The 21131-nt window shown below is 59.0% G+C and carries 23 protein-coding genes; 15 read left to right on the plus strand and 8 right to left on the minus strand.

What is annotated here, in order from left to right:
• The first annotated feature begins 81 nt into the window (after positions 1-81).
• The 6 genes from B3N48_RS08090 to B3N48_RS08115 all read left to right on the plus strand — a co-directional run bounded on the left by B3N48_RS08090 (position 82) and on the right by B3N48_RS08115 (position 6072).
• The gene (locus tag B3N48_RS08090) at positions 82-930 is read left to right on the plus strand and encodes a VOC family protein (protein WP_296181864.1); all 849 of its coding nucleotides are present in this window, start codon (positions 82-84) and stop codon (positions 928-930) included.
• Positions 927-2087 carry an FAD-dependent monooxygenase gene (locus B3N48_RS08095; protein ID WP_296181865.1) on the plus strand — a complete coding sequence of 387 codons (1161 nt, stop codon included), beginning with the start codon at positions 927-929 and terminating at the stop codon, positions 2085-2087. Before B3N48_RS08090 ends, B3N48_RS08095 begins: the two co-directional genes overlap by 4 nt.
• Positions 2084-2536 (plus strand): acyl-CoA thioesterase, encoded by a 453-nt coding sequence (locus B3N48_RS08100; RefSeq protein ID WP_296181867.1) that lies wholly within the window; start codon positions 2084-2086, stop codon positions 2534-2536. The genes B3N48_RS08095 and B3N48_RS08100 overlap by 4 nt, the downstream gene beginning before the upstream one ends.
• Positions 2529-3713 (plus strand): acetyl-CoA C-acyltransferase, encoded by a 1185-nt coding sequence (locus tag B3N48_RS08105; protein WP_296181870.1) that lies wholly within the window; start codon positions 2529-2531, stop codon positions 3711-3713. Before B3N48_RS08100 ends, B3N48_RS08105 begins: the two co-directional genes overlap by 8 nt.
• 109 nt (positions 3714-3822) lie before the next feature.
• On the plus strand, positions 3823-4758 hold the full coding sequence (locus B3N48_RS08110; RefSeq protein ID WP_296181872.1) for an SMP-30/gluconolactonase/LRE family protein: 936 nt from the start codon (positions 3823-3825) through the stop codon (positions 4756-4758).
• Positions 4759-4917: 159 nt separating this feature from the next.
• Positions 4918-6072, plus strand: coding sequence for an OmpP1/FadL family transporter (locus B3N48_RS08115; protein WP_296181875.1), 1155 nt, complete (start codon positions 4918-4920; stop codon positions 6070-6072).
• Positions 6073-6194: 122 nt separating this feature from the next.
• Here B3N48_RS08115 and B3N48_RS08120 read toward each other — a convergent pair whose 3' ends face one another.
• Complete coding sequence (locus B3N48_RS08120; protein ID WP_296181878.1) at positions 6195-6485, minus strand: helix-turn-helix domain-containing protein; 291 nt, start codon at positions 6483-6485, stop codon at positions 6195-6197.
• Between the two features lie 53 nt (positions 6486-6538).
• On the opposite strand from B3N48_RS08120, the gene B3N48_RS08125 reads away from it, so the two are divergent.
• Together B3N48_RS08125 and B3N48_RS08130 are read left to right on the plus strand one after the other, a co-directional pair.
• The gene (locus B3N48_RS08125; RefSeq protein WP_296181881.1) at positions 6539-7162 is read left to right on the plus strand and encodes a hypothetical protein; all 624 of its coding nucleotides are present in this window, start codon (positions 6539-6541) and stop codon (positions 7160-7162) included.
• A 32-nt stretch (positions 7163-7194) separates the two neighbouring features.
• Complete coding sequence (locus B3N48_RS08130; protein WP_296181884.1) at positions 7195-8208, plus strand: membrane dipeptidase; 1014 nt, start codon at positions 7195-7197, stop codon at positions 8206-8208.
• A 142-nt stretch (positions 8209-8350) separates the two neighbouring features.
• Here B3N48_RS08130 and B3N48_RS08135 read toward each other — a convergent pair whose 3' ends face one another.
• Positions 8351-9106 carry an SDR family NAD(P)-dependent oxidoreductase gene (locus B3N48_RS08135; RefSeq protein WP_296181886.1) on the minus strand — a complete coding sequence of 252 codons (756 nt, stop codon included), beginning with the start codon at positions 9104-9106 and terminating at the stop codon, positions 8351-8353.
• 263 nt (positions 9107-9369) lie between these two features.
• Between B3N48_RS08135 and B3N48_RS08140 the strand changes: the two genes are divergently transcribed.
• Complete coding sequence (locus B3N48_RS08140; protein ID WP_296181889.1) at positions 9370-10254, plus strand: AraC family transcriptional regulator; 885 nt, start codon at positions 9370-9372, stop codon at positions 10252-10254.
• Between the two features lie 244 nt (positions 10255-10498).
• Here B3N48_RS08140 and B3N48_RS08145 read toward each other — a convergent pair whose 3' ends face one another.
• Both B3N48_RS08145 and B3N48_RS08150 read right to left on the minus strand, forming a co-directional pair.
• Positions 10499-11134: a TetR/AcrR family transcriptional regulator gene (locus B3N48_RS08145; protein ID WP_296181891.1), complete on the minus strand. Its 636-nt coding sequence runs from the start codon at positions 11132-11134 to the stop codon at positions 10499-10501.
• 17 nt (positions 11135-11151) lie between these two features.
• The gene (locus B3N48_RS08150; RefSeq protein WP_296181892.1) at positions 11152-12030 is read right to left on the minus strand and encodes an alpha/beta fold hydrolase; all 879 of its coding nucleotides are present in this window, start codon (positions 12028-12030) and stop codon (positions 11152-11154) included.
• Positions 12031-12638: 608 nt separating this feature from the next.
• Here B3N48_RS08150 and B3N48_RS08155 point away from each other — a divergent pair.
• Both B3N48_RS08155 and B3N48_RS08160 read left to right on the plus strand, forming a co-directional pair.
• Positions 12639-13589 (plus strand): alpha/beta fold hydrolase, encoded by a 951-nt coding sequence (locus tag B3N48_RS08155; protein ID WP_296181894.1) that lies wholly within the window; start codon positions 12639-12641, stop codon positions 13587-13589.
• A gap of 482 nt (positions 13590-14071) precedes the next feature.
• Complete coding sequence (locus B3N48_RS08160) at positions 14072-14602, plus strand: GlcG/HbpS family heme-binding protein (RefSeq protein WP_296181895.1); 531 nt, start codon at positions 14072-14074, stop codon at positions 14600-14602.
• A 190-nt stretch (positions 14603-14792) separates the two neighbouring features.
• Here B3N48_RS08160 and B3N48_RS08165 read toward each other — a convergent pair whose 3' ends face one another.
• Positions 14793-15725: a helix-turn-helix domain-containing protein gene (locus B3N48_RS08165; protein ID WP_296181896.1), complete on the minus strand. Its 933-nt coding sequence runs from the start codon at positions 15723-15725 to the stop codon at positions 14793-14795.
• 169 nt (positions 15726-15894) lie between these two features.
• On the opposite strand from B3N48_RS08165, the gene B3N48_RS08170 reads away from it, so the two are divergent.
• The 3 genes from B3N48_RS08170 to B3N48_RS08180 all read left to right on the plus strand — a co-directional run bounded on the left by B3N48_RS08170 (position 15895) and on the right by B3N48_RS08180 (position 17821).
• Positions 15895-16653, plus strand: coding sequence for an SDR family NAD(P)-dependent oxidoreductase (locus tag B3N48_RS08170; protein ID WP_296181898.1), 759 nt, complete (start codon positions 15895-15897; stop codon positions 16651-16653).
• A 225-nt stretch (positions 16654-16878) separates the two neighbouring features.
• Positions 16879-17232, plus strand: coding sequence for an SPOR domain-containing protein (locus B3N48_RS08175; RefSeq protein ID WP_296181899.1), 354 nt, complete (start codon positions 16879-16881; stop codon positions 17230-17232).
• Positions 17233-17326: 94 nt separating this feature from the next.
• Positions 17327-17821 carry a hypothetical protein gene (locus tag B3N48_RS08180; RefSeq protein WP_296181902.1) on the plus strand — a complete coding sequence of 165 codons (495 nt, stop codon included), beginning with the start codon at positions 17327-17329 and terminating at the stop codon, positions 17819-17821.
• A 168-nt stretch (positions 17822-17989) separates the two neighbouring features.
• On the opposite strand, the gene B3N48_RS08185 is transcribed toward B3N48_RS08180, so the two are convergent.
• Positions 17990-18307: a DUF883 family protein gene (locus tag B3N48_RS08185; RefSeq protein ID WP_296181903.1), complete on the minus strand. Its 318-nt coding sequence runs from the start codon at positions 18305-18307 to the stop codon at positions 17990-17992.
• Positions 18308-18499: 192 nt separating this feature from the next.
• On the opposite strand from B3N48_RS08185, the gene B3N48_RS08190 reads away from it, so the two are divergent.
• Entirely contained in the window at positions 18500-18757 is a 258-nt protein-coding gene (locus tag B3N48_RS08190) for a hypothetical protein (RefSeq protein ID WP_296181905.1), read from the plus strand.
• 65 nt (positions 18758-18822) lie between these two features.
• On the opposite strand, the gene B3N48_RS08195 is transcribed toward B3N48_RS08190, so the two are convergent.
• A complete protein-coding gene (locus B3N48_RS08195) occupies positions 18823-19302 on the minus strand; it encodes an LEA type 2 family protein (protein WP_296181907.1) in 480 nt (159 codons plus the stop codon).
• Between the two features lie 53 nt (positions 19303-19355).
• On the minus strand, positions 19356-20840 hold the full coding sequence (locus tag B3N48_RS08200) for a nucleobase:cation symporter-2 family protein (RefSeq protein WP_296181908.1): 1485 nt from the start codon (positions 20838-20840) through the stop codon (positions 19356-19358).
• Between the last annotated feature and the right edge of the window lie 291 nt (positions 20841-21131).

Genomic DNA, 21131 nt, shown 5'->3' on the forward strand with positions numbered 1-21131 from the left:
GAACTCAGCCGATCCAAAGGGGCTGCACGCCAGCCCCGTCGCAACAGGCGTCGCCTGACGCCGTTCACAGGAGTTGTTCCCATGACTGTTAAACAGCCCGTTCTCAAAGGCGTTCATCACAGCGCCAGGCCCACCTGGAAGCTGCGGGAAACCGTGGAGTTTTATCGGGACAAGCTCGGCCTGCCATTGGTGCATGCCATCTCGGCACGTGCCTGGGGGCCCTCCAACCACCCCGATTTCCTGCACTTCTTTTTCGACAGCGGCAACCACAGCACCATCGCGTTTTTCTATTACATCAACACCGAGCAGCCAGACTTCACCCTGCCGGTGGCCGACTACCGCTACGAGGCGACCCACACCGCGTGGCGCGTCGACAGCCGCGAAGAATTGCTGGAATGGCGCGACCGCCTGGAAGCGCAACAGATCCCGTTGATTTTCCAGATCCGTCACGAGTTGATCGAGTCGATCTACTTCAACGACCCGAACGGCTACTACATGGAGATCACCATTCAAGAGCGTCCGATGAACGCCCTCGACGGTGAAGATGCCACCCGCACGCTGGAAGCGGCGATGGCCCAGGAGGACGCCCATCTTGCCGGTACAGCGCCGTTCGTGGGCATCGATCAGGTGTGGCTGGACAAGGCCAGCGGTATCGCGCCGGACAGCACCGATGAAGTCGTGCTGTTTGTCCTCGATGCGCCCGAATTTCAGCCGTTGGTGGACGCCGCCCAGCAGAACCCGGAATACGGCGTCGAGCACCTGAGCAACGGCTACTGGAAAATCACGGCGAAAGAGGCGCTGGTGTTCGAGCGTAAAAAGCTGGGCTTCGTTCCCGCCCTGTGGAACGCCGCGTTGACCGGTGGGTTCGTGGGCCAGGTCACTGAATTCGATCGCTATCGGCTGCAGATCAGCCGGGGAGCGCAGTCATGAAAGTGGCGATCGTCGGCGGCGGTCCGTCCGGTCTGTACCTGGCGCTGCTGCTCAAGCGTGGCGAGCCGGAATGGACCGTTGAAATCATCGAGCAGAATGCTGCTGACGCCACGTTCGGTTTTGGCGTCGTCATGGCCGACACCGGTTTGCAACAGCTACGCGAAGCGGATGCCGGCTCGTACGAGGCACTGTCCAAAGCGACCTGTCAGCACCAGCGTCAGGTCATCGTTCAGGACGAAACCGCCATCGGTTTCCGCCTGCCGGTGAAAGGCGGGGCCATCCCCCGCTTGACGCTGCTGCAGATTCTGGAACGGCATGCGGAAGCCGCGGGTGTGGTGATCCATTACCGCGAGCGCATCGAAAGTAGCGCTGACCTGGCACGTTTCGGCTTGCAGGATGCGGACGTCGTGGTCGGCGCCGACGGCATCAATTCGGTCATCCGCCGCGAATTCGAGCAGGGGTTCGGCACCACCTCCAGCACTTTGGGCAATCACTTCGCCTGGTATGGCACGCCGAAAGTCTTCGAGGCCTCGGCGCTGGTGTTTCGCAAGTACCAGGGCGGGCATTTCGTTGCCCACTATTACGCCTACAGCGATGAGATGAGCACTTTTGTCGCCGAGTGCGATGACGCGACCTGGCAACGCCTGAACCTCGGCGCCTTGTCCGAAGAGCAACGCCAGGCCTTGATGGAGCAGATCTTCGCGCCTGAACTTGAAGGCGCACCGCTGATCAGCGGCAACGCGCGGGTGGTCTGGCGTCAGTTCCCGGTGATCCGTAATGCCCGGTGGACGTCTGGTCGCCATGTGCTGGTGGGCGACGCCCTGGCCAGTGCGCACTTTTCCATCGGGTCGGGTACGCGCATCGCGATGAACGATGCCATCGCGCTGGCCAATGCCTTGCGCGCTCACAGGGACGATGCGTTGGCCGGTCTCAAGGCCTATGAAAACAGCCACCGACCGAGCAAGCAGAAACTGATCGGCGCCTCCGAGCGTTCTTATCTCTGGTACGAACGAATGGGCGAGTGGATGGACACGTACACGCCCGAGGAATTCGTCTATCAGTTCATGACCCGTACCGGACGTGTCAACGATGAACGTCTGCGCGAGCAATACCCTGAGCTGATGGCCCGCCTCGGGCGCGCGGGAAGTGCGGCATGAGCGGCGGTATCGAATACGTCATCGCCGAGCGGCCCTTCACGGTCCGGCGCACCGTGCGCTGGGTCGACTGTGATCCGGCCGGTGTCGCGTTTACCGGTCACTTCACGGATTACCTGATCGGCGCGGTCATGCACTTCTATGGCCATATCGGTTGGGGGCCGGAAGCCATAACCGGCAACGGCGGGCTCGCCTGCAAACACATGGCGCTGACCTTCCACAAGGCGCTGCCGCCGGGGTCCGTTGTCGATATTCGCATCGAAGTGGGTGAGGTCCGCGAGCGCACGTTCGATCTGCACGCCACGGCGTTTTTGCCGGAAGGCACGATGGCGTTCGAGGGGGTGTTTTCACCGATTTGCGTCACGCCACAGATGACCAGTCTGCCGCTCCCTGACGCGCTGAAAGCGGTGCTCGCCGAACATCGACGCACGCCGGGAGAGGGCCATGCGTGAAGCCCTGATCGTTTCAACCGCGCGCTCGCCGATCGGCAAGGCCATGCGCGGCTCGCTCAATCACATCAAATCACCGACGCTGATGGCCCATGCGCTGCGGCATGCCGTGGAGCGTGCGGGTGTCGATCCTGCGCTGCTCGATGACGTGATAATCGGTACGGTGCTGGCTGCGGGTACGGCCGGCTCGAACCTGGCGCGCAACGCGGTGTTCGCGGCGGGGCTGCCCGTGTCGGTGAGCGGGATGACCCTCGACCGTCAGTGCTCCTCCGGCCTGATGGCCATCGCCACGGCGGCCAAGCAGATCCTGCATGACGGCATGGACGTGGTGGCGGCAGGGGGCCAGGAGAACATCTCCGCCGTTCAGGACACCTATTTTCAGTGGGTCGCTCGTGAGGCGGACAGCAATGTGCAGCAGGCCGTCCCCCATGCCTACATGCCGATGTTGCAGACCGCCGAAAACGTGGCCCGCAAATACGGGATTTCCCGTGAAGCGCAAGACGCGTTTGCTCTGAGTTCGCAGCAGCGGACTGCTCGCGCGCAGGCAAACGGTCTGCTGTTGGACGAAATCGTGCCGATCACCGCCGAGCGCCGCATCGTCGACAAGCAATCCGGTGCGGTGCGTTACGAATCGGTGCAGCTGGAACGCGATGAGGGCAACCGCGCCGACACCACGCTCGACAGCCTGGCCCGGCTCTCGCCCGTCATCGACGGCGGCAGTGTCACGGCCGGCAACGCCAGCCAACTGTCGGACGGTGCCAGCGCCTGCGTGCTGATGGACAGCCGACGCGCGACCCAAGAGGGTGCTACGCCGCTGGGCCTGTATCGCGGCATCGCCGTGGCCGGGCTGGCGCCGGAAGAAATGGGCATCGGGCCGATCTTCGCGATCCCCAGACTGCTCAAGCAGCACGGGTTGCGCGTCCAGGACATCGATCTGTGGGAGCTCAACGAAGCGTTCGCCTGCCAGGCGCTGTATTGCCAACAGCAACTGGGCATCGACCCTGAACGCTGCAACGTCAACGGCGGCGCCATTGCCATCGGGCACCCCTACGGCATGACTGGTGCGCGTCAGGTCGGGCACGTGTTGCTCGAAGGACGACGTCGCAAAGCGCGTTATGCCGTGGTGTCGATGTGCGTGGGCGGCGGCATGGGGGCGGCGGGGCTGTTCGAGATTCTCTGACCTTCAAAGGGTCGCGGGCTTGAACATGGAATATTGCGTGCGTGAACCACACCGTGGACCTGCACGGTGAACCTGACAAAACTCTCTAACAACAAAGGTGGTAAGCAACATGTCCTCACAACAACAAAAATACGTGGTAGAGAAACTCACCGACGGCCTGATCTTTGGTGAGGGCACCCGTTGGCGGGACGGCAAGCTTTACGTCTCCGACATGCTGGGCAAAAAGGTTTACACCGTCGATGCCAACGGCAACAAGACCGTCATCGCCGACATGCCGCACAAGCCGAACGGCATGGGTTTTCTGTCCGATGGCACGCTGATTCTCAGTTCGATGCACGAAACCAAGCTGTACCGCTACCTTCCGGGCAAGCCGTTGGGTGAGAACCTTGAGCTGTATGCCGACCTGTCCAGCCTGTTCACGGGCTATATCGGCGACATGGTGATCGACGAGAACGACCGCATCTACGTCGACGATGTGGGCGCCCGCGTATTTGAAGGCGAAGGCCTGAAACCGGGTCGCATTGTGATCGTCGAGCCCGGCGGCAAGGACGTGCACGTAGGGCTCGAAGACTGCCATTTCCCCAACGGCATCGTCATCACGCCGGACAAGAAGCACATCATCTTTTCCGAAACGTTCATCGAGCAGCTGTCGATCGTGGACATCGTCGAGGGCAAGTTGGTGAACCGTCGCGTTTTCCTCGACATGAAGAAAGCCTTCCCGACCGATGAAGACCGTGCCGGCAACCTGGGCTGTGTGGACGGCATCGCCATCGACGCCGAGGGCGGCATCTGGCTGGCGGTGCTGCGTTCGCACCAGTTCGCGCGCATCGATGCTCAAGGCAACATCACCGATCGGGTCCACATTCCAGGCCACGAAGTGGTGTCCGTCGCGCTGGGCGGCGAAGACGGCAAGACGCTGTACATGACCGGCACTCGGCTCAAAGGCGAGCATCCGAATATTTTCGCGGCCATGGTGGCGCTGGACGTGGAAACCTCGATTTTCACCACCCGCGTGGCCGTGGGCCGTGGCGACGGTCGCCCGTAACCCCCGCCTGTGCAGCGGGGCGGGCAGGCTGCCCCGTTTCTGAAACGCATTGATCGTGTCTAACGGCGTCGGCTACCCAGCCGGCGTTGCGGGCTCGGCTTGCCCGACGCAAAGCCGTAGGCATTGACCTGCCAACAATAAATATAAGGAATCAGGGTCATGAAACAGGTGCTGGGAGTCATCCTTGCGGGGACTGTGGTGATATCGGTCGGGGCGCAAGCGGCCAACGGCGACCAATATGCAGGTTATGGGGTTACTGCCATGGGGATGGGGGGTGCCTCCATCGCCAACCCGGTGGACGCGACAGCGGCGGTGAACAACCCGGCCGGTATGGGTGCGGTCGGTTCACGGGTGGACGGAAACGTGATGGCCACCGTGGGGCAATTACGGTCCAACGTTCATGGCGCGAAGAACAGCGATGACATCTTCCTGTTGCTGCCGGGGTTCGGCGCCAACTATCAATATTCCCCCGATGTGACATTGGGTATCACGGCCGCCGGGTATGGCGCGGGCGTGGATTACGGCAAACCGATTCCCGCGTTCGGGACGTCCAAGGTCAAATCGGAACTCGCCCAATTGATCCTCTCGCCGACCGCGACCTACCAGTTCGCGCCTGGGCACTACCTCGGCTTTTCGGTCAAGCTGGGCTATGAAAGCCTGATGCTTCACGGTCTGGAAAACTTCGGCGCCAGCAATGACACCGATCATGCGTTGGGGATTGGCTTCGGCATCGGCTACCTGGGCACCGTTGCGCCGAACCTGAGGCTGGGCCTGACCTATTCCTCGCCGGTGTGGTTCCAGAAGCTGGATGCCCATGACGACATCATTCCCAATGGGCAACTGAACGCGCCGCAGCAGGCGGGGGCGGGGTTGGCCTACGACTGGGGTGACTGGACCTTCGCCTTCGATTACGTCTGGCTTAATTGGGCGAGTCAGAAGACCTTCAACAACTCACTGGTTGAAGGCGGGGCGCCCGGCTCCGGTCATGGGCCGGGCTTTGGCTGGCAGAACCAGAACGTCTTTCGCTTTGGGGCCAATTACAAGGTCAATGAGCGCTTGCAGGTTCGCGCGGGTGTGTCGCTGGCCAATCACCAGGTGCCGAACGACGAGGCAACCCTGATCGCCATCTGCCCCTGCAATCAACCCAAAAGCGTCACCACGGGCTTGACCTATACGGTCTCAAAAAACCTGGAGGTGAGCGGTTCATACATGTACGACCTGCGTCACATCACCAAGGGCACCGGTCCCAGCGAAGGCACGGAAGCGGGCGGCGAGTTGCACATGCTGGCCGTCGGATTTGGCTATAAGTACTGACGCTGGACCCTGCCATCGTCCGGCACCACGCCTGCCGGACGGTGTTTCTCTGTCCTTCATGGCAGGCTCATGCCTAGGGCGGTTGCACGTCCATTGGCGATATTGGCCTGCCCGCTGTCCGTTCAATCCGAGAGAGCAGATCGCGTGCGTCTCAGGTACTTGTAAACAGTGGCGCGCGATACGGATAAAAGCTCACACACATAATTCATTGAGTTCCGGATCGCGAATACGCCGGCGTCATCCATCTCCCCGATCAATGCGACCCTCTCTTGGGACGTCAACGATGCCAGGGTCACGTTTCGCGCACTCAAAAACTTATCCATGACCGCATTTGCCGTCTCCTGAAAGTCGGAGGCAAACAGGGCATGAGGCTTTTCAACCATCGTTTCCAGCCCCAGGAACGATGCGGCCATGTCGGCCATCCCGCTCATGACGGTGGTGTCGAAATTGATGCAGGCTGACGTCGATGCGTACCGCCCTCGCTGGGCAAATTGTGGCGAGAGCGATGGCGCCAACCCATGTGACCGGCATCGGTATAGTCGGAACCGGCACCCAGGCACGCATGCAGTTGGAACATCTGATGCCCGTCACCGAGTGTCGATCCGTCACCGTTTTTGGACGCGATCCGCAGCGTTTGAAGGGTTATCGTGAGTTTGCGGAAACCTTGGGTTTCAAGGTCACCACGACTGAAGACGCTGCCGTCGTTGCCATGAACGCCAATCTGATTGTCACAGCCACCGCTTCACGCGAGGCGATCATCATGAGTGACTGGGTCAGACCGGGCACGCATATCACGGCGCTGGGAGCCGATGGCTACGGTAAACAGGAACTGGATGTACAGCTGGTCGCTCGCGCGGATGTCATCGTCGTGGACTCGGCGGATCAATGCATCAAGTTCGGTGAAATTGCGCGGGCGATGGCTTCGCGCCTTATCGAGGAAACCAATCTCGTCGCCCTCGGTAGTGTGTTGAGTGGCGAACGGCGAGGACGGCTGAACGACCGACAGATTACCATCGCAGACCTGACAGGCCTGGGTGTCCAGGATACCCAGATCGCCAAATGTGCTGTGACAGCGTGTTCAAGACACTAATGTAGATGCTCGACGCGGAGGGGACCTTCAGTATGAATCAAGCAGAAATGACCGCCACCTCGGCCATCCAATGGGAGGCGCATGCCTGCTTGCCGTTGATCCCCGGGCAAGATATGTCCAGCTTGACGAGGTATCGTGATGCGGGCTTTCACCATGTGTCGATCAATGTCGGCATGGACATGACGCCTTTTGAAACGGTGATCCGGGTGATCGCCAATTTCAGAAGCTGGCTGGCCGAACACGAAGAAGAGTACATGCTCGTGGCCACAATGGCCGACCTGTACCAGGCGCGGATGCAGCAGAAACTTGCGGTCTCTTTTGATCTGGAGGGCTCGAACATGCTGCTCCAGGACCCCGCAATGGTCGCGCTATTTGCAAGCCTGGGCGTTCGCCAGATGCTGCTGGCTTACAACCGCGACAACAGGTGCGCCGGCGGGTGTCATGGAAAGGAAGCGGGATTGACGCCGTTGGGACGCGATGTCGTACGCGCGATCAACGCGGCGGGGATCGTGGTTGATTGTTCGCATGCCAGCAAACGTTCAAGTCTTGAAATCATGGAGATTTCAGAGAAGCCTGCGATCTTTTCCCATACGAACGTGAAGGCTCTTTTCAACCATCCGCGGACGATCGATGACGACCAGATCCTCGCCTGTGCCGCACAAGGTGGCGTGATAGGCCTCACCGGTTTGGGCATATTTCTGGGCGATCCCCTGGCTTCGGTAGATGCCTACGTCCGGCAAATCGACTACTTGGCCGAGCGTATTGGAACCCGCCACATAGGTATCGGCTTAGACACAGAGCTATACCCGGACAACAAAGATCTGCCGCAAGGCGTAGCCGAGGAGGATTGGTGGCCAAGCGAGCATTATGGCCAGATGAACGGCCATACCCAGTTGCAGCCCGAGACGCTTTGCCATGTTCGCCACATGCTGGAGCGGATGGGGTACTCAAGGTCAGACATTGAAGCCATCTACGGCAATAATTTCACACGGATTGCGGCATCCACATGGCCTGTCACAAAGGCAGAGGTGAACGCTCAGCGGTAGCGCGCCACTGGCAAACTGTTGACGCGCGGTCGCATCGAACGTCCCCGAAGGGGAATGGATGATCCATTCAGGCATCATGAATTCGTGATTTGGGTGACAGAAGACGATGGATTACGCCTGAGCGGAATCCATCGTCGATCAGTCAAATCGACTGGCCACCCGAGACTTCAATGCGCTGACCGGTGACCCAGCGATTGCTCGGGCTCAAGAGGCTGGCGATCATTGGCCCGATGTCGTCGGGCAGACCCACGCGGCCAAGCGCGGTCATCCCGGCGAACGCTGTGTTGTAGTCGGGGATGTCGCGAACGGCCCCGCCCAGAAAGTCGGTCTCGATCGCGCCGGGGGCTACGGTATTGACGGTGATACCGCGACTGCCCAACTCCTTGGCCATGTAAACGCTGAGCGTCTCGACCGCACCCTTGGCCGCCGAATAGGCCGAGAAGCCCGGGAAGGACACACGGGTCAAACCGGAAGACAGGTTGATGATGCGCCCGCCATCGGCCAGGATCGGCAGAAGCGACTGTGTCAGGAAAAACACCCCTTTGACGTGCACATCAAACAGCGCATCGAACTGCGCTTCTGTGGTAGTGGCAAAGTCCGCCATTTCGCCATGGCCAGCGTTGTTGATGAGGTGGTCGATCGTATCAACGCCCCAGGTTTGCTTTACTGCCGCGCGCACAGCGGTCACGAACGCGGGGAAGGACGACACCAGGCTGGTATCCAGTTGCAACGCAACAGCTTTACGACCCAGCGCTTGAATGTCGGCCACGACGTTCTCCGCAGCCTCTTTTCCACTGCGATAGGTGACGATCACATCGCCCCCCTGGCGAGCGATGCTCAGTGCTGTATTACGGCCAAGCCCACGGCTGGCACCCGTTACGATCGAAACAGTGGTCATCGTTTTACTCCTGGCAAGTGGCGCTGAATGAGTGTTTACGATGACGTCTTACTGGCGTTGCAGGTTGCGCGATCGGCTACTTTCATTGCCTATTAATCCAAAGGAGAAGGGTGATACGTCATCCAGACTCAGTTTTTGGCGGGGAGGTCATGCTGACGTTGCCTATTCCTCCAGATTGTTTGCTGGATTATCCAATCGGCTTGCACCAGTGGGCGTTGAACAGTGCAATAGGCCGATACAGGGTGCAGGGGGGTAGATGACGTATGAACGATCTGCTGAAGGTGGTGAGTCGCTACGCTGACGCTCATCATAGAGGCGGTATTGCAGCGACCCCTTTCCCTGGCCTGGTGATTCTTCGCGAGACACTGCCGACCGAGCTGCTTTACGCGGTCTCCAAGCCATTGGTAGCGTTAGTGCTTCAGGGCAGAAAGCGCGTCTCGATGGGCGACAACATCTTTGAATTCGGTGCCGGCGAATCATTGATCATTACCGCCGATGTACCCACGGTCAGTCAGATCACTGTGGCTTCCCGGAACGAGCCGTATTTGGCATTTGTCGTGGAGTTCGATCACGCATTGATCGAGTCGTTGGTCGTCGAGATGGGCACCGCCCCGTTCACCGTGGGTGAGCCTGTGCGGGTGGAGTCCACGGAAAAACAGGTGACAGACGCGGTCCTGCGCTTGCTTCGTTTGCTCGACCGACCTCACGCAGTCGACATATTAAAAAACCAATTGCTCAGGGAGCTTCATTACTGGCTCCTGTCCGGACGGCATGGCGGAGCGATCCGTGCGCTTGGGATTGCCAGCAGCCACGCCCAAAGAATCGGCCGGGCAATCGCCAGGATTCGGGATGAATTTGCCCAGCCGCTACGAATGGAGCAGCTGGCCGAGACAGCCGGGATGAGCCTTTCAGGTTTCCACGCCCATTTCCGGACAGTGACGTCGCTGACTCCGCTGCAATATCAAAAACAACTGAGACTGATCGAGGCGAGGCGCAGGCTTCTGGAGGGCGTTCCTATTGCCAGAGCCGCCCATGAAGTAGGGTACGAAAGTGTCCCTCAGTTCACGCGAGAATACGGTCGGATGTTTGGTGCGCCGCCTGCGAAAGATATCCGCGACCTAAAAACGCTGCATGGTACGTCGGCTTAGCCCTGGGGCTATCGAGAACGGCAAAGTCCTATTTACCGAAGCAGGTCCGCACACGTTGACGTCGCGACTTATCGGCATTTCGCAAACTGTTTGTCGCCTTTTTGGGGGGAGGATGGCTCCCCACGCCGGTCTATCTCGTGCTGATTTTTCGAACGATGGGGCGGCACTGTTTCGCTCTTCAGGGGCCTCTATTTCTCTGGACGCAGACCCGCTGACATACACCCATCAACGGGTTCATGGGTCGTCAATCCGCTGCTGGCCATTGCGACATGAACTCGCTGATGGCGCTTAACAGCCTCGTTTTAGGAGCACCATCGGCTGTTTCAATGGACAGGCCACTCATGAAAATGAATACCGAAGCGGCCAAAGCGTCCACGTCGGTGGCGGCGATGATCTCTCCTTCGGCGAGTGCACGCTGGAGTCGCGCCGACAACAGTTCTCGCTTCAAGTCCCGTTGCTTGCGCATGACGTCTCGAACACTGTCTGGCGAGGGCGACATCCCTTTGTCGCCCAATACCAGCAGACAGCCTCGGGGACGCCCTGAGTGAGTGAGGACGTGCACAGTCTCGACAAGCAGTGAATGCACACCGTCGCGGATTCGGGGGGCTTCTTCGAAGACTTGCCAGGGTTTTTCTGCTTCGGTTGCCAGATACAGCGAGACAGCCTCTTCAAACAGCGCTTCTTTACTTCCGAACGCGGCATACAGACTCGCGGGGGCCAGGCCCATTGACTGCGACAGCTCGTGAATGGAACTGCCTTGAAAGCCGCTCAGCCAAAACACCTGCATGGCTTGAGCGAGAACCTGCCCACGGTCGAAGTGGCGCGGTCGGCCGCGTTTGGCGGGCGGTTTTGTGTCTTTTTCTGATGACGAATTTGCCATGACGGTATCCCTCGGCTTCAGCGCAGAAACGCATTCAGGGCGGCCACTGTTTCGTGCGGCGCTTCTTCGGCGTTGAAGTGACCACCGGGAACCTCCACACCCACGGCCTCGGGAGTGAGGGTGCGGCGCCATGTGTCCAGCGGAGACTCCGGCGCCTGGCCCAAGAACGCCTGTCCCCAAATGATCAGGGTGGGCATCAGAATTCGTGTGCCCGCCTCGAAATCCTTCTTGTCCAACGCGACGTCCGGGCCGGCGCCTGCACGGTAATCTTCTGCGAAGCCGTGTATCCGATTGGGGTTCCTCCAGGATTCGCGATATTGCTCCATCGCCTGGGGCGCAAAACAGTCCAGACGACGACTCGCAGTATGGTCGCGCATCAGGGCCTCCATCCACGCTCCAGTCAGCATCGACTCACTCGCAGGCGTGGCCATTTCTCTCCAATGTGGAATGAAACTCGCGTCCTTGTGGATTCGATTCCACAAAACGAATGTGGGCAGATTGTCCATCACCACCAGGCTCGTGACGCGCTCAGGCGCGATAAGCGCCAAGCGGCACGCGACAAAGGCACCGCGATCGTGACCCGCGACGCAGAAGCTTTCAATGCCTAATTTATCCAGCACGGCCAGGCAATCCAGAGCCATTTGCTGTTTGGAATAGCGCAAGTGCAATGCATCCCCGGGAGGGCAATCCGAATAGCCATAGCCGAGCAGATCGATGCAGATGACCTCTCGGGTTTGCGCCAGATCAGGTGCGACTTCGCTCCAACAGGCATGGGACTGAGGAAATCCGTGTATCAGGAGCAGCGGCTGACCGCTACCGCTGCGGCGGATGTGGAAGCGCCCACGGCTGGTCTGGATAAATTCTGTGGAAAAACCGGCAAAGAAAGCAGTCGTCATTCTCAAAGCCTATTTATTTAGTGATCGATCAAAAAATACATAGGATCCGACGATTACGCAAGCGAAGGCTGTGATGCCCTCTCAGTGCTGCGGTTGCGCAAGAGGTGTGAGGTGACGAGATGTGCGAGCGAGGGGAAGGCGTTTGGTTCCATTTGCTTGCTGACCAATCAGAGTGGATCGAGGTGCGCCCTAGAACAGACGGCGAACATTTAACAACTGTAAGCGCGAGCGAAGTGATATTTGATCGGATATTCGACGCTCATCTTTATAAGGGCATTCACGCTCCAGTCCAAACAACGGAATAACAGGTTTGAGTCCCACAAATATGTACGGTCAGCGTACATATTTGAACACCGGTCACTGGCCGATCGAGTGCCAGGTTGTTCGTTCGAAGGCGCGTGGATTCACTATAGAAAGTTCCATCTTTTTTTTTGGACTGCTTGAATATCAATGGGCAGGAACATCGTTGACGAGTGGGGGACTGCTCTATTAATGTATCGATCGTTATCTATGTGGTCTGTTCAAGGCCCAGAACATTAACGACAACCCGCAGGCGACACCGGAAATAGATCCAAGCGTCCCGCACCCATGTCCAAGGGATACATGATATGAAAAAGCGCTTCATATGGGCTCTCGCAACAGCCGCGATGGCAATGGCCACGCCCTATTTGGCCCAGGCGGCAGAGTTTCCCGTCCCGAAGGGATTTAAAAGTGAGTTCAAAACCGTAGACGGGGTCAAGCTTCACTATGTGAAAGGCGGCACCGGACCTATGGTTTATCTGGTCCATGGTTTTGGACAAGCCTGGTACGAGTGGCACAACTTGATGCCTGAACTTGCAAAAAATCACACCGTCGTTGCGGTGGATTTACCGGGTCTGGGCGAGTCGGAGCCGCCCAAAGCAGGATACAGCGGCACTGCAGTCTCGAAATACCTGTTTGACCTTGCAGATCAGTTAAGCGGCCACCAGCCTTTTGATCTGGTTGCCCACGACATCGGTATCTGGAACACCTATCCGTTGGCAGTCACGCATCAAAGTCAGATCAAAAAACTGGTGTTCATGGAAGCGCCGATTCCCGACAAGAGCGTGTACGATTTCCCGGCCTTCTCCCCTGAAGGGGAGTCACTGGTCTGGCATTTCAGCTTCTTCGCTGCAGGCGATCACATGGCCGAAACGTTGATTGCGGGGCATGAGAAGTTCTTCCTCAAGCGGTTCATCCAGTCGCACGCAGCCAGCATGGATGCGTTCACGCCGAAGCTGATTGATCTGTACGCCAAGTCATATGCCAAGCCCCAAACGCTGAATGCGTCGTTCGAGTATTACCGTGCTCTGAACACATCGATCGCTGAAAACGCCGAACTGTCGAAGACGCCCTTGAACATGCCTACGTTGGCCATCGGCGGTGGCGGTCGCAATGGGTTGGGGCAATTTCAAATAGACCAGACAAAAAAATATGCAACTAACGTCCAAGGCGAAATCTTGCCGGGTTGTGGGCACTGGTTGCCAGAAGAATGCTCCGCTGGGCTCAATGCGGCGGTGGTTAAATTTCTGGGTAACTGACAGGCGCTGACGTGGACCGCACTCGGGTAATGGCGAAGTCTGAAGTTTGGGCTTCGTCCAGGGCCTGAGTTCGCATTAAGTTGATCAGGACAGCGACATACGTGGCTGTGTTTTGCAGGATCACAAGTCTCGCGATACGCAGCCACTTACCCCTTACAAAAATGAACGGTGGAGGTACAGAAATATCAGTACCGTTCCCTGATGCGCTGTTACAGAATATTTTTAATTGTAACTATGCCAACGGTTAACTCAGTGTTACATGCCAGCTCTTTCATGCGCTGCAAGCGCGGCCGCGGCATTACCCTCCTTGACTACGAGTCCCAGCTCGCATTTGTTCTGTCTCGTCCTGCGTTTCAAACCCCACGGGGTGAGTTCCAGGCGGTGACTTCTCGTCGTCGAATTGGCTCCGCAGCCGTCCCTGGAGTCATACGGGGGCAAGGACGCACCCACCTCTGGCGCCGCTCACTCACCGAGGATTTTGAATGCTGACGCAGAACACCCTGACCTTGGCCGCTGCACGGCAGATTATCTTTGCGGCTGAAACCGAAGCCTATCGACTGGCCTGTCTGTGCTGTATTTCGGTCGTCGACATGCGCGGACAGATGATTGTCCAGGCACGCATGGACGGTGCGCTCGGGAGTCGGGTCGAGGAATCACACCACACAGCGCTCAACGCATTAGCCGTGGGGCTCTGCCTGATGCTTCATCGGGCTTCGGGCGGTGCGCTGCCCGCAGGCCACGAAGCGCCAGAGGGCGAGGCGCATGGTGGTGAGATACCCGTGGGCTGGGAGGGCGATGTCGTTGGCTCGCTGAAGGTGGAAGCCGGCGGGATCACCATTCAATCCGAGGGTGTGTTACGGGGAGCGATCGGCATCAGCAGCGGCAGTGCGGACACTGACCAGGCGATCGCATTGGCCGCGTTAGAGGCCTACCGCTCATGCCAGACTCAGGACAAACAGGCGACATCGGCCGTTCAGCCGTTAGCCGGCAACATGTTCTTCGAGTTCCGCTGAAACCGTGCTCCTAGGCGATTGGCCGACGGTTGAACGAGGTGAACAGTTCATGGCCCTAGCCCGCTCGTGCGGACTGCCCGCCGAGCGCTTGAGCGATGAGCTCAGAATCACCGTTCCTGACAGGGGATTGGCCTGGGCTTGGATCAAAATAGAGGCTGGGTCCAGGCCCCCCATATCCGTGCAGCTGAACCTAGCCCCGATGACGATATTCGCGCGGCGTTATGCCGGTATGGCGTCTGAATAAATGAGCGAAATAACTCGGACTGCCATAGCCGACTTCAAGGGCGATATTCAGGATGCTGAGATCGGATTCCAGAAGCAGCTCACGCGCCGCTTCCATGCGCAGATGAATAAAGTACTGGGATGGGCTCTGTCCTGTCGCTTTCTTGAACAGGCGACTGAAGTGCGAAACGCTCATGCCTGCTTCAGATGCCAGTCTGTCCAGGCTGAATGCACTGCCCATCTCTGTTTGCAGGGTCGTAATGGCCTTATGGAGTTTGTAGGCCGGCAGGGCGTTGACATGTCTGGAGGGTTCGCCGCCTTCGCCATAGCGTCGGGCCAGATGCACGGCCAGCGCCTGGCCGACGCCTTGTAGATACAGCGAGCTGGCTTGCAGGCTCGACGTCACTTCGTGATAGAGGGCGCTCATCAGCCTCGTCACTTCGGGATCTCGTTCGCCGGAGACCTCTCGTAGCTGCTGGACGCTGTCTGGACCCGAAACGATATCCCGCGCTGCAAGATCCAGCAGATGCTGACTGAGATAGACATGCATCACTTCAAAGCCCTCATCGCTTTCTGCCTGCCATCGCATTTCATAGGGGAGGGGCGACGTTGTCAGGAAAAAGTCCCCCGCCGCAACAGGGGTGGCCGTCCACTCTTCGCTCCCAATGCGCTCTTCTATGACGGCAGCCCCTGAAACGATCAGAACGAGCAGAGGCTCTGCGACAGCAGGAATCATCAGACTCTGCCGGGTGGTTCGATGCCTGAATAGCTGTACCTGCACCTGTGAGCTCAAGCTGTGGCCAAAAGGCCGATGGGCCGTAGCAGGCAGGTAGTCCGGCATCTTATGGGCGGGAATCCGTTCTGGGTGATCTGAACGGGCGGGGTGGCCAGGCGTTTCCATCGCAGGGTCTTCTTGAGTGATGAGTCGACAGCGTAGCGAGTCGAGGTGACTAAAAGCAAAATCCCGACAGTCCGGCAAGACTGCGGCAGATCGGCACGACAGAATGGGAGAAGGTGTCGTCGTCTACAGCCGTAGCGGTTGCGGCTGGATGCCTTTTCTGGAGAGAAAGATGACGACTGATACACGCAGTGAATTCGAAGGGCGGGTGGCGCTGGTGACCGGTGCAGCGAGTGGGATTGGCCGAGCTGTCGCCCTGATGCTGCATGAGCGTGGGGCTAAAGTGGTAGCTGAAGACAAAAGTCCGACAGTCGATCAACTGGCCCGGCCCGGCCTGGTCCCATTGATTGCGGATATCACTGAAGATGGCGCTGCCGAAACAGCAGTGGCGACAGCGATCGCGCACTTTGGTGGTCTGGATATATTGGTCAACAATGCCGGGATCATCATCAATAAACTGGTCGTGGACATGACACGCGATGACTGGGAGCGGATCCAGGCCGTCAATGTCACGGCCGCATTTTTACATGCTCGGGAAGCCATAAAAGCGATGATCCCGAACCGAACGGGAGCCATTGTCAACATCGCGTCCTATGCGGCTTACCAGGCGTTTCCTACGATTGCGGCTTATACCGCGTCGAAAGGTGCGCTGGCCCAGCTGACGCGTACATTGGCTTTGGAGGTTATTGACTATGGCATACGCGTCAACGCAGTCGGCTCCGGAGATGTGGTGACCAATATCCTCAACGAGGTTGTAGAAGACGGTCCGCAATTCCTCGCCCGGCACGGCGAAAAGACGCCGATCAAACGTGCAGCTCAGCCCGAGGAAATCGCTGAGGTCGTGACGTTCCTGGCATCGGAGCGGGCATCCTACATTTTGGGCGCCGTCGTCATGGCGGATGGAGGGATGAGCGTCCCCGCCGGAGCCTGAGGCAGACCATTCAACTGATTCACACCGTGTCGACCCACTTGGCTCGGGGATCAAGTCGTGTGATGGGTTGATTGGCTCGCATCAATCCCAAAACGCGCCATGGCCAGACCGGTACCGAAAGCCGCCTCAACGGGCGGCTTTTTGTTGAAGCCGTTGAACAACACAGACAACCCGCGACGATCCCCGGTGGTAGACTCTCGCCACTTCAAACGAGGAGCGACAGACGTGCGCAAGATGGCAATGATGGTGGCGGTGCTGATGCTGGCGGGCTGCGATGGTGGCAAACCGGCGACGCCGGCGAATGTTCCGAGCACGGATTCGGTGGCAGAAGCACCCACCCCGGCTTCGTCGCAGTGGACCATTCGCGTCCATTTGAAAGAAGCCCTGAGCGACATGGCTTATTGGCTGGTCGAGCACCATTATCCTTCGTACGTGGTCAAGGTCGATGGCAAGGAAGTCGTCATGATCGGTCCGTTCGAGTCGCAAGCCGTGGCCGAAAAGGCCAAAGCCGACATTGATGCCGCGTTGGTCAAGGGCCATCGCCTGTCGCAACTGGAAGTGATCCCGCCTAAATCCTGATCGTTCGACGATCTGCCGCGACACCCCGACGTGGCTGTGCCACCCTGCCTTCACGCATTCGAATACTCGGGTGCGTGAACCGGGAATCGCCGTTATGGACGAGATTCAACGCCTCAGCGAATTGCTGGCGGCCAATCAGCGCTACGAAGAACAGAAACAGCAACGTTTTCAGGATGACCTGGCACAGTGGAATGCCAGTATCGACGCACTTTACGCGCAGGTAGAGAGCTGGCTGCAGCCATTGGTCGATGCGCAGCAGACCCATTTCGAGTATGAGCCGCACTTGGCACAAGGCAGGGGTTACCCTGACGAGAACTCACCTTTCATGACCCGGCGCATGAGCTTTTTTCTGGGCGGTCATGAGGTCGCCTTTGTGCCCGAGGCCATGGGTTCGAAAGGGCAGGTGAGCCTTGCGGTGGCGGGCTTGAGTCTGCACGGGCAGGAGAAATACACCCTGCAACTGGATCCCATGCGTCGCGATTGGCTGCTGAAGAAGTCCGTCGGCGTCAAGGATTCGGAGCCTCTAGCGTTTACCGCAGATTATTTCGGGAAATTGCTGCAAGCGGTGGTGCCGCAGCGTCAGGGCTGACCTGCGAATTAGCCGCGGTGGGGAGGGGCGCCGGGAATGGACTGCGCACCGGCTGGCCGGCGCGAGCGGTGGGTCAATGGGCATGGCCACACTTGACCCTTTGCGTTCAAGAGCTGGCGCCTACCGTCGGTGACGCGCGCTCGTTGCAACGAAGTCGGCCAGAGCGGCTCAGCGGCGACCGAGCAACAGGCCGACCACCAGACCGAAACCGGCGGACACGGCAACGGTTTGCCATGGGTGGCCACCGATGTAGGTCTCGGTCGCCTGAACGGCGGGCTTGGTCTTGTCACGAACGCTGCTCAGGGAGTCAACGGCCTGTTTGAGTTTCAGGCTCAGTTGGGCACGTACGGTTTCTGCCTCTTCGCCCACCAACGATGCGCTGTCCTTGAGCAGTTTGTCGGACTCTTCGATCAGGGCCGCCAGTTCGCTGAACGCTTGATCCTGGATCTGTTCGGCGGCGTTTTGGGCAGCAGTTTTACGAGCCATGGCAAATTTCCTTTCAGTTGATAATGGCAGTGAGCAATGGAGTCGCATGGGCCGGGAAAAGTTGCAGGGTATTTCCAGCCCTCGGCAAAAATGGCGACGAATGTGGTCGGGCGTCGGCGGCAAGCGGGTGTAAGATGCTGACGCTTTTGAGCCAACGTCCGGCTCCGTTTTTTGAACACAGAGGTAACCGTCATGAGTTTCAACCTGGCCACTAAGTCTCTCGCCGAGCGCGCTGAAATCGAGGACGAGAAATCCCGTCTGTTCGACCTTTGGCAGAGCAATCTGGGCAAGGCCAAGGGCGAAGCCGCCCGGCTGATGGGGGAGCGCGCCAAGCGCAAGGGCAAATGGTCGGAGTGGGTCCGCTCGGAGCTCGACGCCATGTCCCCGCCTGAATACGCCAACATGGTGCGCGCCGAGGTCAACCGGCTGGTCGCTGCCGCCCGGGCCTGAGGGCCTGCTCGATCACGCGAGCAGCGCAGGCTGTCCAGCGGGGATAGCGGCTGAGCGGTGCGCGGTTACCAACTGCCGCTCGCCGGCTGCGGCAGACTCAGCGTGCCGCTGTCGTAAAAGCGCGTTGTCCCGAACAGCCCGCCTGCCAGTTTGCCGTGCAATTCGTAGGGCAGGTTGTCCAGCCTTTGTTGCTCGGTCAGCCCTACGGCCTGGCGAAGCGCCGCAAACGCCGAGACCGTTACCGGCACCGTCAGCACACCCTCCGAGAACCGCGTGATCGTGCCTTTTTGATCGCTGACACCCGAGGCCAGCAGCTTGCCATTGACGTCCAGATTCAACGCCACGCCGTCATACGGGATGTCGACGTCGTTGGGGTTTTGCAGGCGCAGTTTGACCGCAAACCGAATCTCCAGGTCTTGCCCTGGCAGAGGTTCGATGCCCACGACATTGATGTTCAGCGGGTCGCGGTTGGGGAACAGGGCGCAGGCGCTCAACGCCAGTAACAGCAAACAGGTGAACAAAGTGCGAATCGGGCGTTGCGGCATCGTGGCGCTCCAGTGGCGAGGCAGAGCGAGAGACAGCTCCCGCTCGTTGAAGCCTAGCGTTCCAACTGTGCGACCGTGTGTGAAGGGAGAGGTTCTGTTTGCCCGGGGGACGCCGGGTCTTGCAACACCTTGACGGTCGAGGCTTCCGGGTCGAATTCGGTGAGCTCTTCTTCTATAAAGTCTTCTGGCAGAAAGATATTGAGCAGGATCGCGCAGAAAGCGCCCACCGTGATTGGCGATTCGAAGATATTGTGCAGCGCCTTGGGCAGTTCGCGCAGCACCTCCGGCACCGCCGCCACGCCGAGGCCCATGCCCAGGGAAATGGCCACGATCAGCATGTTGCGCCGATGCAGACCCGCTTCGGAGAGGATCTTGATGCCCGCCACGGCAACGGTGCCGAACATGATCAGCGTTGCGCCGCCCAGCACCGGTTTGGGCATCAGTTGCAGCACCGCGCCGATGATCGGGAACAGCCCCAGCAACACCAGAATCCCGGCGATGAAAAACGCCACGTAGCGGCTGGCGACTCCGGTCAGCTGGATCACCCCGTTATTCTGGGCGAAGGTCACCATCGGCAGGCTGTTGAAGGTCGCGGCCATGGCCGAGTTGAGGCCATCGGCAAGCAAGCCTGACTTGATCCGGCGGATGTACACCGGGCCGCTCACGGGTTGCTGGGAAATCATCGAGTTGGCGGTCAGATCCCCTGCGGCCTCCAGCGGCGATACCAGAAAGATCACGGCAATCGGAATGAAGGCCAGCAGGTCGAACGAAAAACCGTACTTGAAGGGCACCGGAATGCTCATCACCGGCACCTGCGGCATGTGCGCGAAATCCACGCGGCCCATGTACCAGGCCACCACGAAGCCAAGGGTCAAGCCGATGATGATTGCGCTAAGACGCAGCAACGGAATGTTGAACCGGTTGAGCAGCACGATCGTGCCCAGCACCAATGCCGCCAGGCCGAGGTTCGCGGCAGAGCCCAGATCCGCGGCGCCGAAACCACCGGCCATGTCGGTCATCGCCACCTTGAGCAAGGACAGTCCCATCAAGGTGATGATCGTGCCGGTGACCACGGGGGTGATCAGCTTGCGCAGCTTCCCGATAAACTGACTCAACACCACCTCGACGAACGCGGCGCAAAAACACACCCCGAAAATGGTCGAGAGGATTTCCTCGGTCCCGCCCCCTCGGCTTTTCACCAGAAAACCGGCGCTGAGGATCACGCTGAGGAAGGAAAAGCTGGTCCCTTGCAGGCACAGCAGGCCCGAGCCGATAGGGCCAAAACGCTTGGCTTGCACGAAGGTACCCAGGCCTGACACGAACAGCGCCATGCTGATCAGGTAGGGCACTTCACTGTCCAGGCCCAACACGCCCCCGACGATCAGGGTTGGCGTAATGATGCCGACGAAGCTGGCCAGCACGTGTTGCAAGGCGGCAAAGACCGCAGCGGTGAAGTGCGGGCGGTCGTTGAGGCCGTAGATCAGGTCGGTGTGGCTCGCGGCGGGGCGCGACGGGGACGTGTTTTGCGGTGTGGTCATGGTTAGCCTGCCAATTGTTTTTATTCGGTCGTGGGCTTTGCAGGTGACGCAATAGTGACCTGACAACAAAAGCTGCCTGTTGGGTCAGGTTTGACGACTTTACAACATGTCTACACAGCTAAAAACAATTTTCGAGAATATTGTGTACAAAAAAAAGAATCGCGAGCGATGTAGGGCCTGTGAGAAAAGGGCGCGCAGAATGCCAGAAAACGCTTCGCGGGTATGCAGAAGGCGCTTATTCTGTGGCCACTGAACCTTGATACGCCGGTCGGCGTCCTAACGGATGCCTGA

The organism is Pseudomonas sp. UBA1879, from assembly GCF_002338065.1.
Taxonomy (GTDB): domain Bacteria; phylum Pseudomonadota; class Gammaproteobacteria; order Pseudomonadales; family Pseudomonadaceae; genus Aquipseudomonas.

What these genes read in the sequence shown, in the direction of transcription:
- B3N48_RS08100 (WP_296181867.1), top strand. Translation starts at nt 2,084, where the DNA reads ATGAGCGGCGGTATCGAATACGTCATCGCCGAGCGGCCCTTCACGGTC.
- B3N48_RS08185 (WP_296181903.1), bottom strand. Translation starts at nt 18,307, where the DNA reads ATGGCTCGTAAAACTGCTGCCCAAAACGCCGCCGAACAGATCCAGGAT.
- B3N48_RS08155 (WP_296181894.1), top strand. Translation starts at nt 12,639, where the DNA reads ATGAAAAAGCGCTTCATATGGGCTCTCGCAACAGCCGCGATGGCAATG.
- B3N48_RS08095 (WP_296181865.1), top strand. Translation starts at nt 927, where the DNA reads ATGAAAGTGGCGATCGTCGGCGGCGGTCCGTCCGGTCTGTACCTGGCG.
- B3N48_RS08165 (WP_296181896.1), bottom strand. Translation starts at nt 15,725, where the DNA reads ATGGAAACGCCTGGCCACCCCGCCCGTTCAGATCACCCAGAACGGATT.
- B3N48_RS08180 (WP_296181902.1), top strand. Translation starts at nt 17,327, where the DNA reads ATGGACGAGATTCAACGCCTCAGCGAATTGCTGGCGGCCAATCAGCGC.
- B3N48_RS08115 (WP_296181875.1), top strand. Translation starts at nt 4,918, where the DNA reads ATGAAACAGGTGCTGGGAGTCATCCTTGCGGGGACTGTGGTGATATCG.
- B3N48_RS08130 (WP_296181884.1), top strand. Translation starts at nt 7,195, where the DNA reads ATGAATCAAGCAGAAATGACCGCCACCTCGGCCATCCAATGGGAGGCG.
- B3N48_RS08200 (WP_296181908.1), bottom strand. Translation starts at nt 20,840, where the DNA reads ATGACCACACCGCAAAACACGTCCCCGTCGCGCCCCGCCGCGAGCCAC.
- B3N48_RS08190 (WP_296181905.1), top strand. Translation starts at nt 18,500, where the DNA reads ATGAGTTTCAACCTGGCCACTAAGTCTCTCGCCGAGCGCGCTGAAATC.
- B3N48_RS08160 (WP_296181895.1), top strand. Translation starts at nt 14,072, where the DNA reads ATGCTGACGCAGAACACCCTGACCTTGGCCGCTGCACGGCAGATTATC.
- B3N48_RS08135 (WP_296181886.1), bottom strand. Translation starts at nt 9,106, where the DNA reads ATGACCACTGTTTCGATCGTAACGGGTGCCAGCCGTGGGCTTGGCCGT.
- B3N48_RS08170 (WP_296181898.1), top strand. Translation starts at nt 15,895, where the DNA reads ATGACGACTGATACACGCAGTGAATTCGAAGGGCGGGTGGCGCTGGTG.
- B3N48_RS08150 (WP_296181892.1), bottom strand. Translation starts at nt 12,030, where the DNA reads ATGACGACTGCTTTCTTTGCCGGTTTTTCCACAGAATTTATCCAGACC.
- B3N48_RS08120 (WP_296181878.1), bottom strand. Translation starts at nt 6,485, where the DNA reads ATGGCCGCATCGTTCCTGGGGCTGGAAACGATGGTTGAAAAGCCTCAT.
- B3N48_RS08090 (WP_296181864.1), top strand. Translation starts at nt 82, where the DNA reads ATGACTGTTAAACAGCCCGTTCTCAAAGGCGTTCATCACAGCGCCAGG.
- B3N48_RS08140 (WP_296181889.1), top strand. Translation starts at nt 9,370, where the DNA reads ATGAACGATCTGCTGAAGGTGGTGAGTCGCTACGCTGACGCTCATCAT.
- B3N48_RS08105 (WP_296181870.1), top strand. Translation starts at nt 2,529, where the DNA reads ATGCGTGAAGCCCTGATCGTTTCAACCGCGCGCTCGCCGATCGGCAAG.
- B3N48_RS08110 (WP_296181872.1), top strand. Translation starts at nt 3,823, where the DNA reads ATGTCCTCACAACAACAAAAATACGTGGTAGAGAAACTCACCGACGGC.
- B3N48_RS08195 (WP_296181907.1), bottom strand. Translation starts at nt 19,302, where the DNA reads ATGCCGCAACGCCCGATTCGCACTTTGTTCACCTGTTTGCTGTTACTG.
- B3N48_RS08125 (WP_296181881.1), top strand. Translation starts at nt 6,539, where the DNA reads ATGCGTACCGCCCTCGCTGGGCAAATTGTGGCGAGAGCGATGGCGCCA.
- B3N48_RS08145 (WP_296181891.1), bottom strand. Translation starts at nt 11,134, where the DNA reads ATGGCAAATTCGTCATCAGAAAAAGACACAAAACCGCCCGCCAAACGC.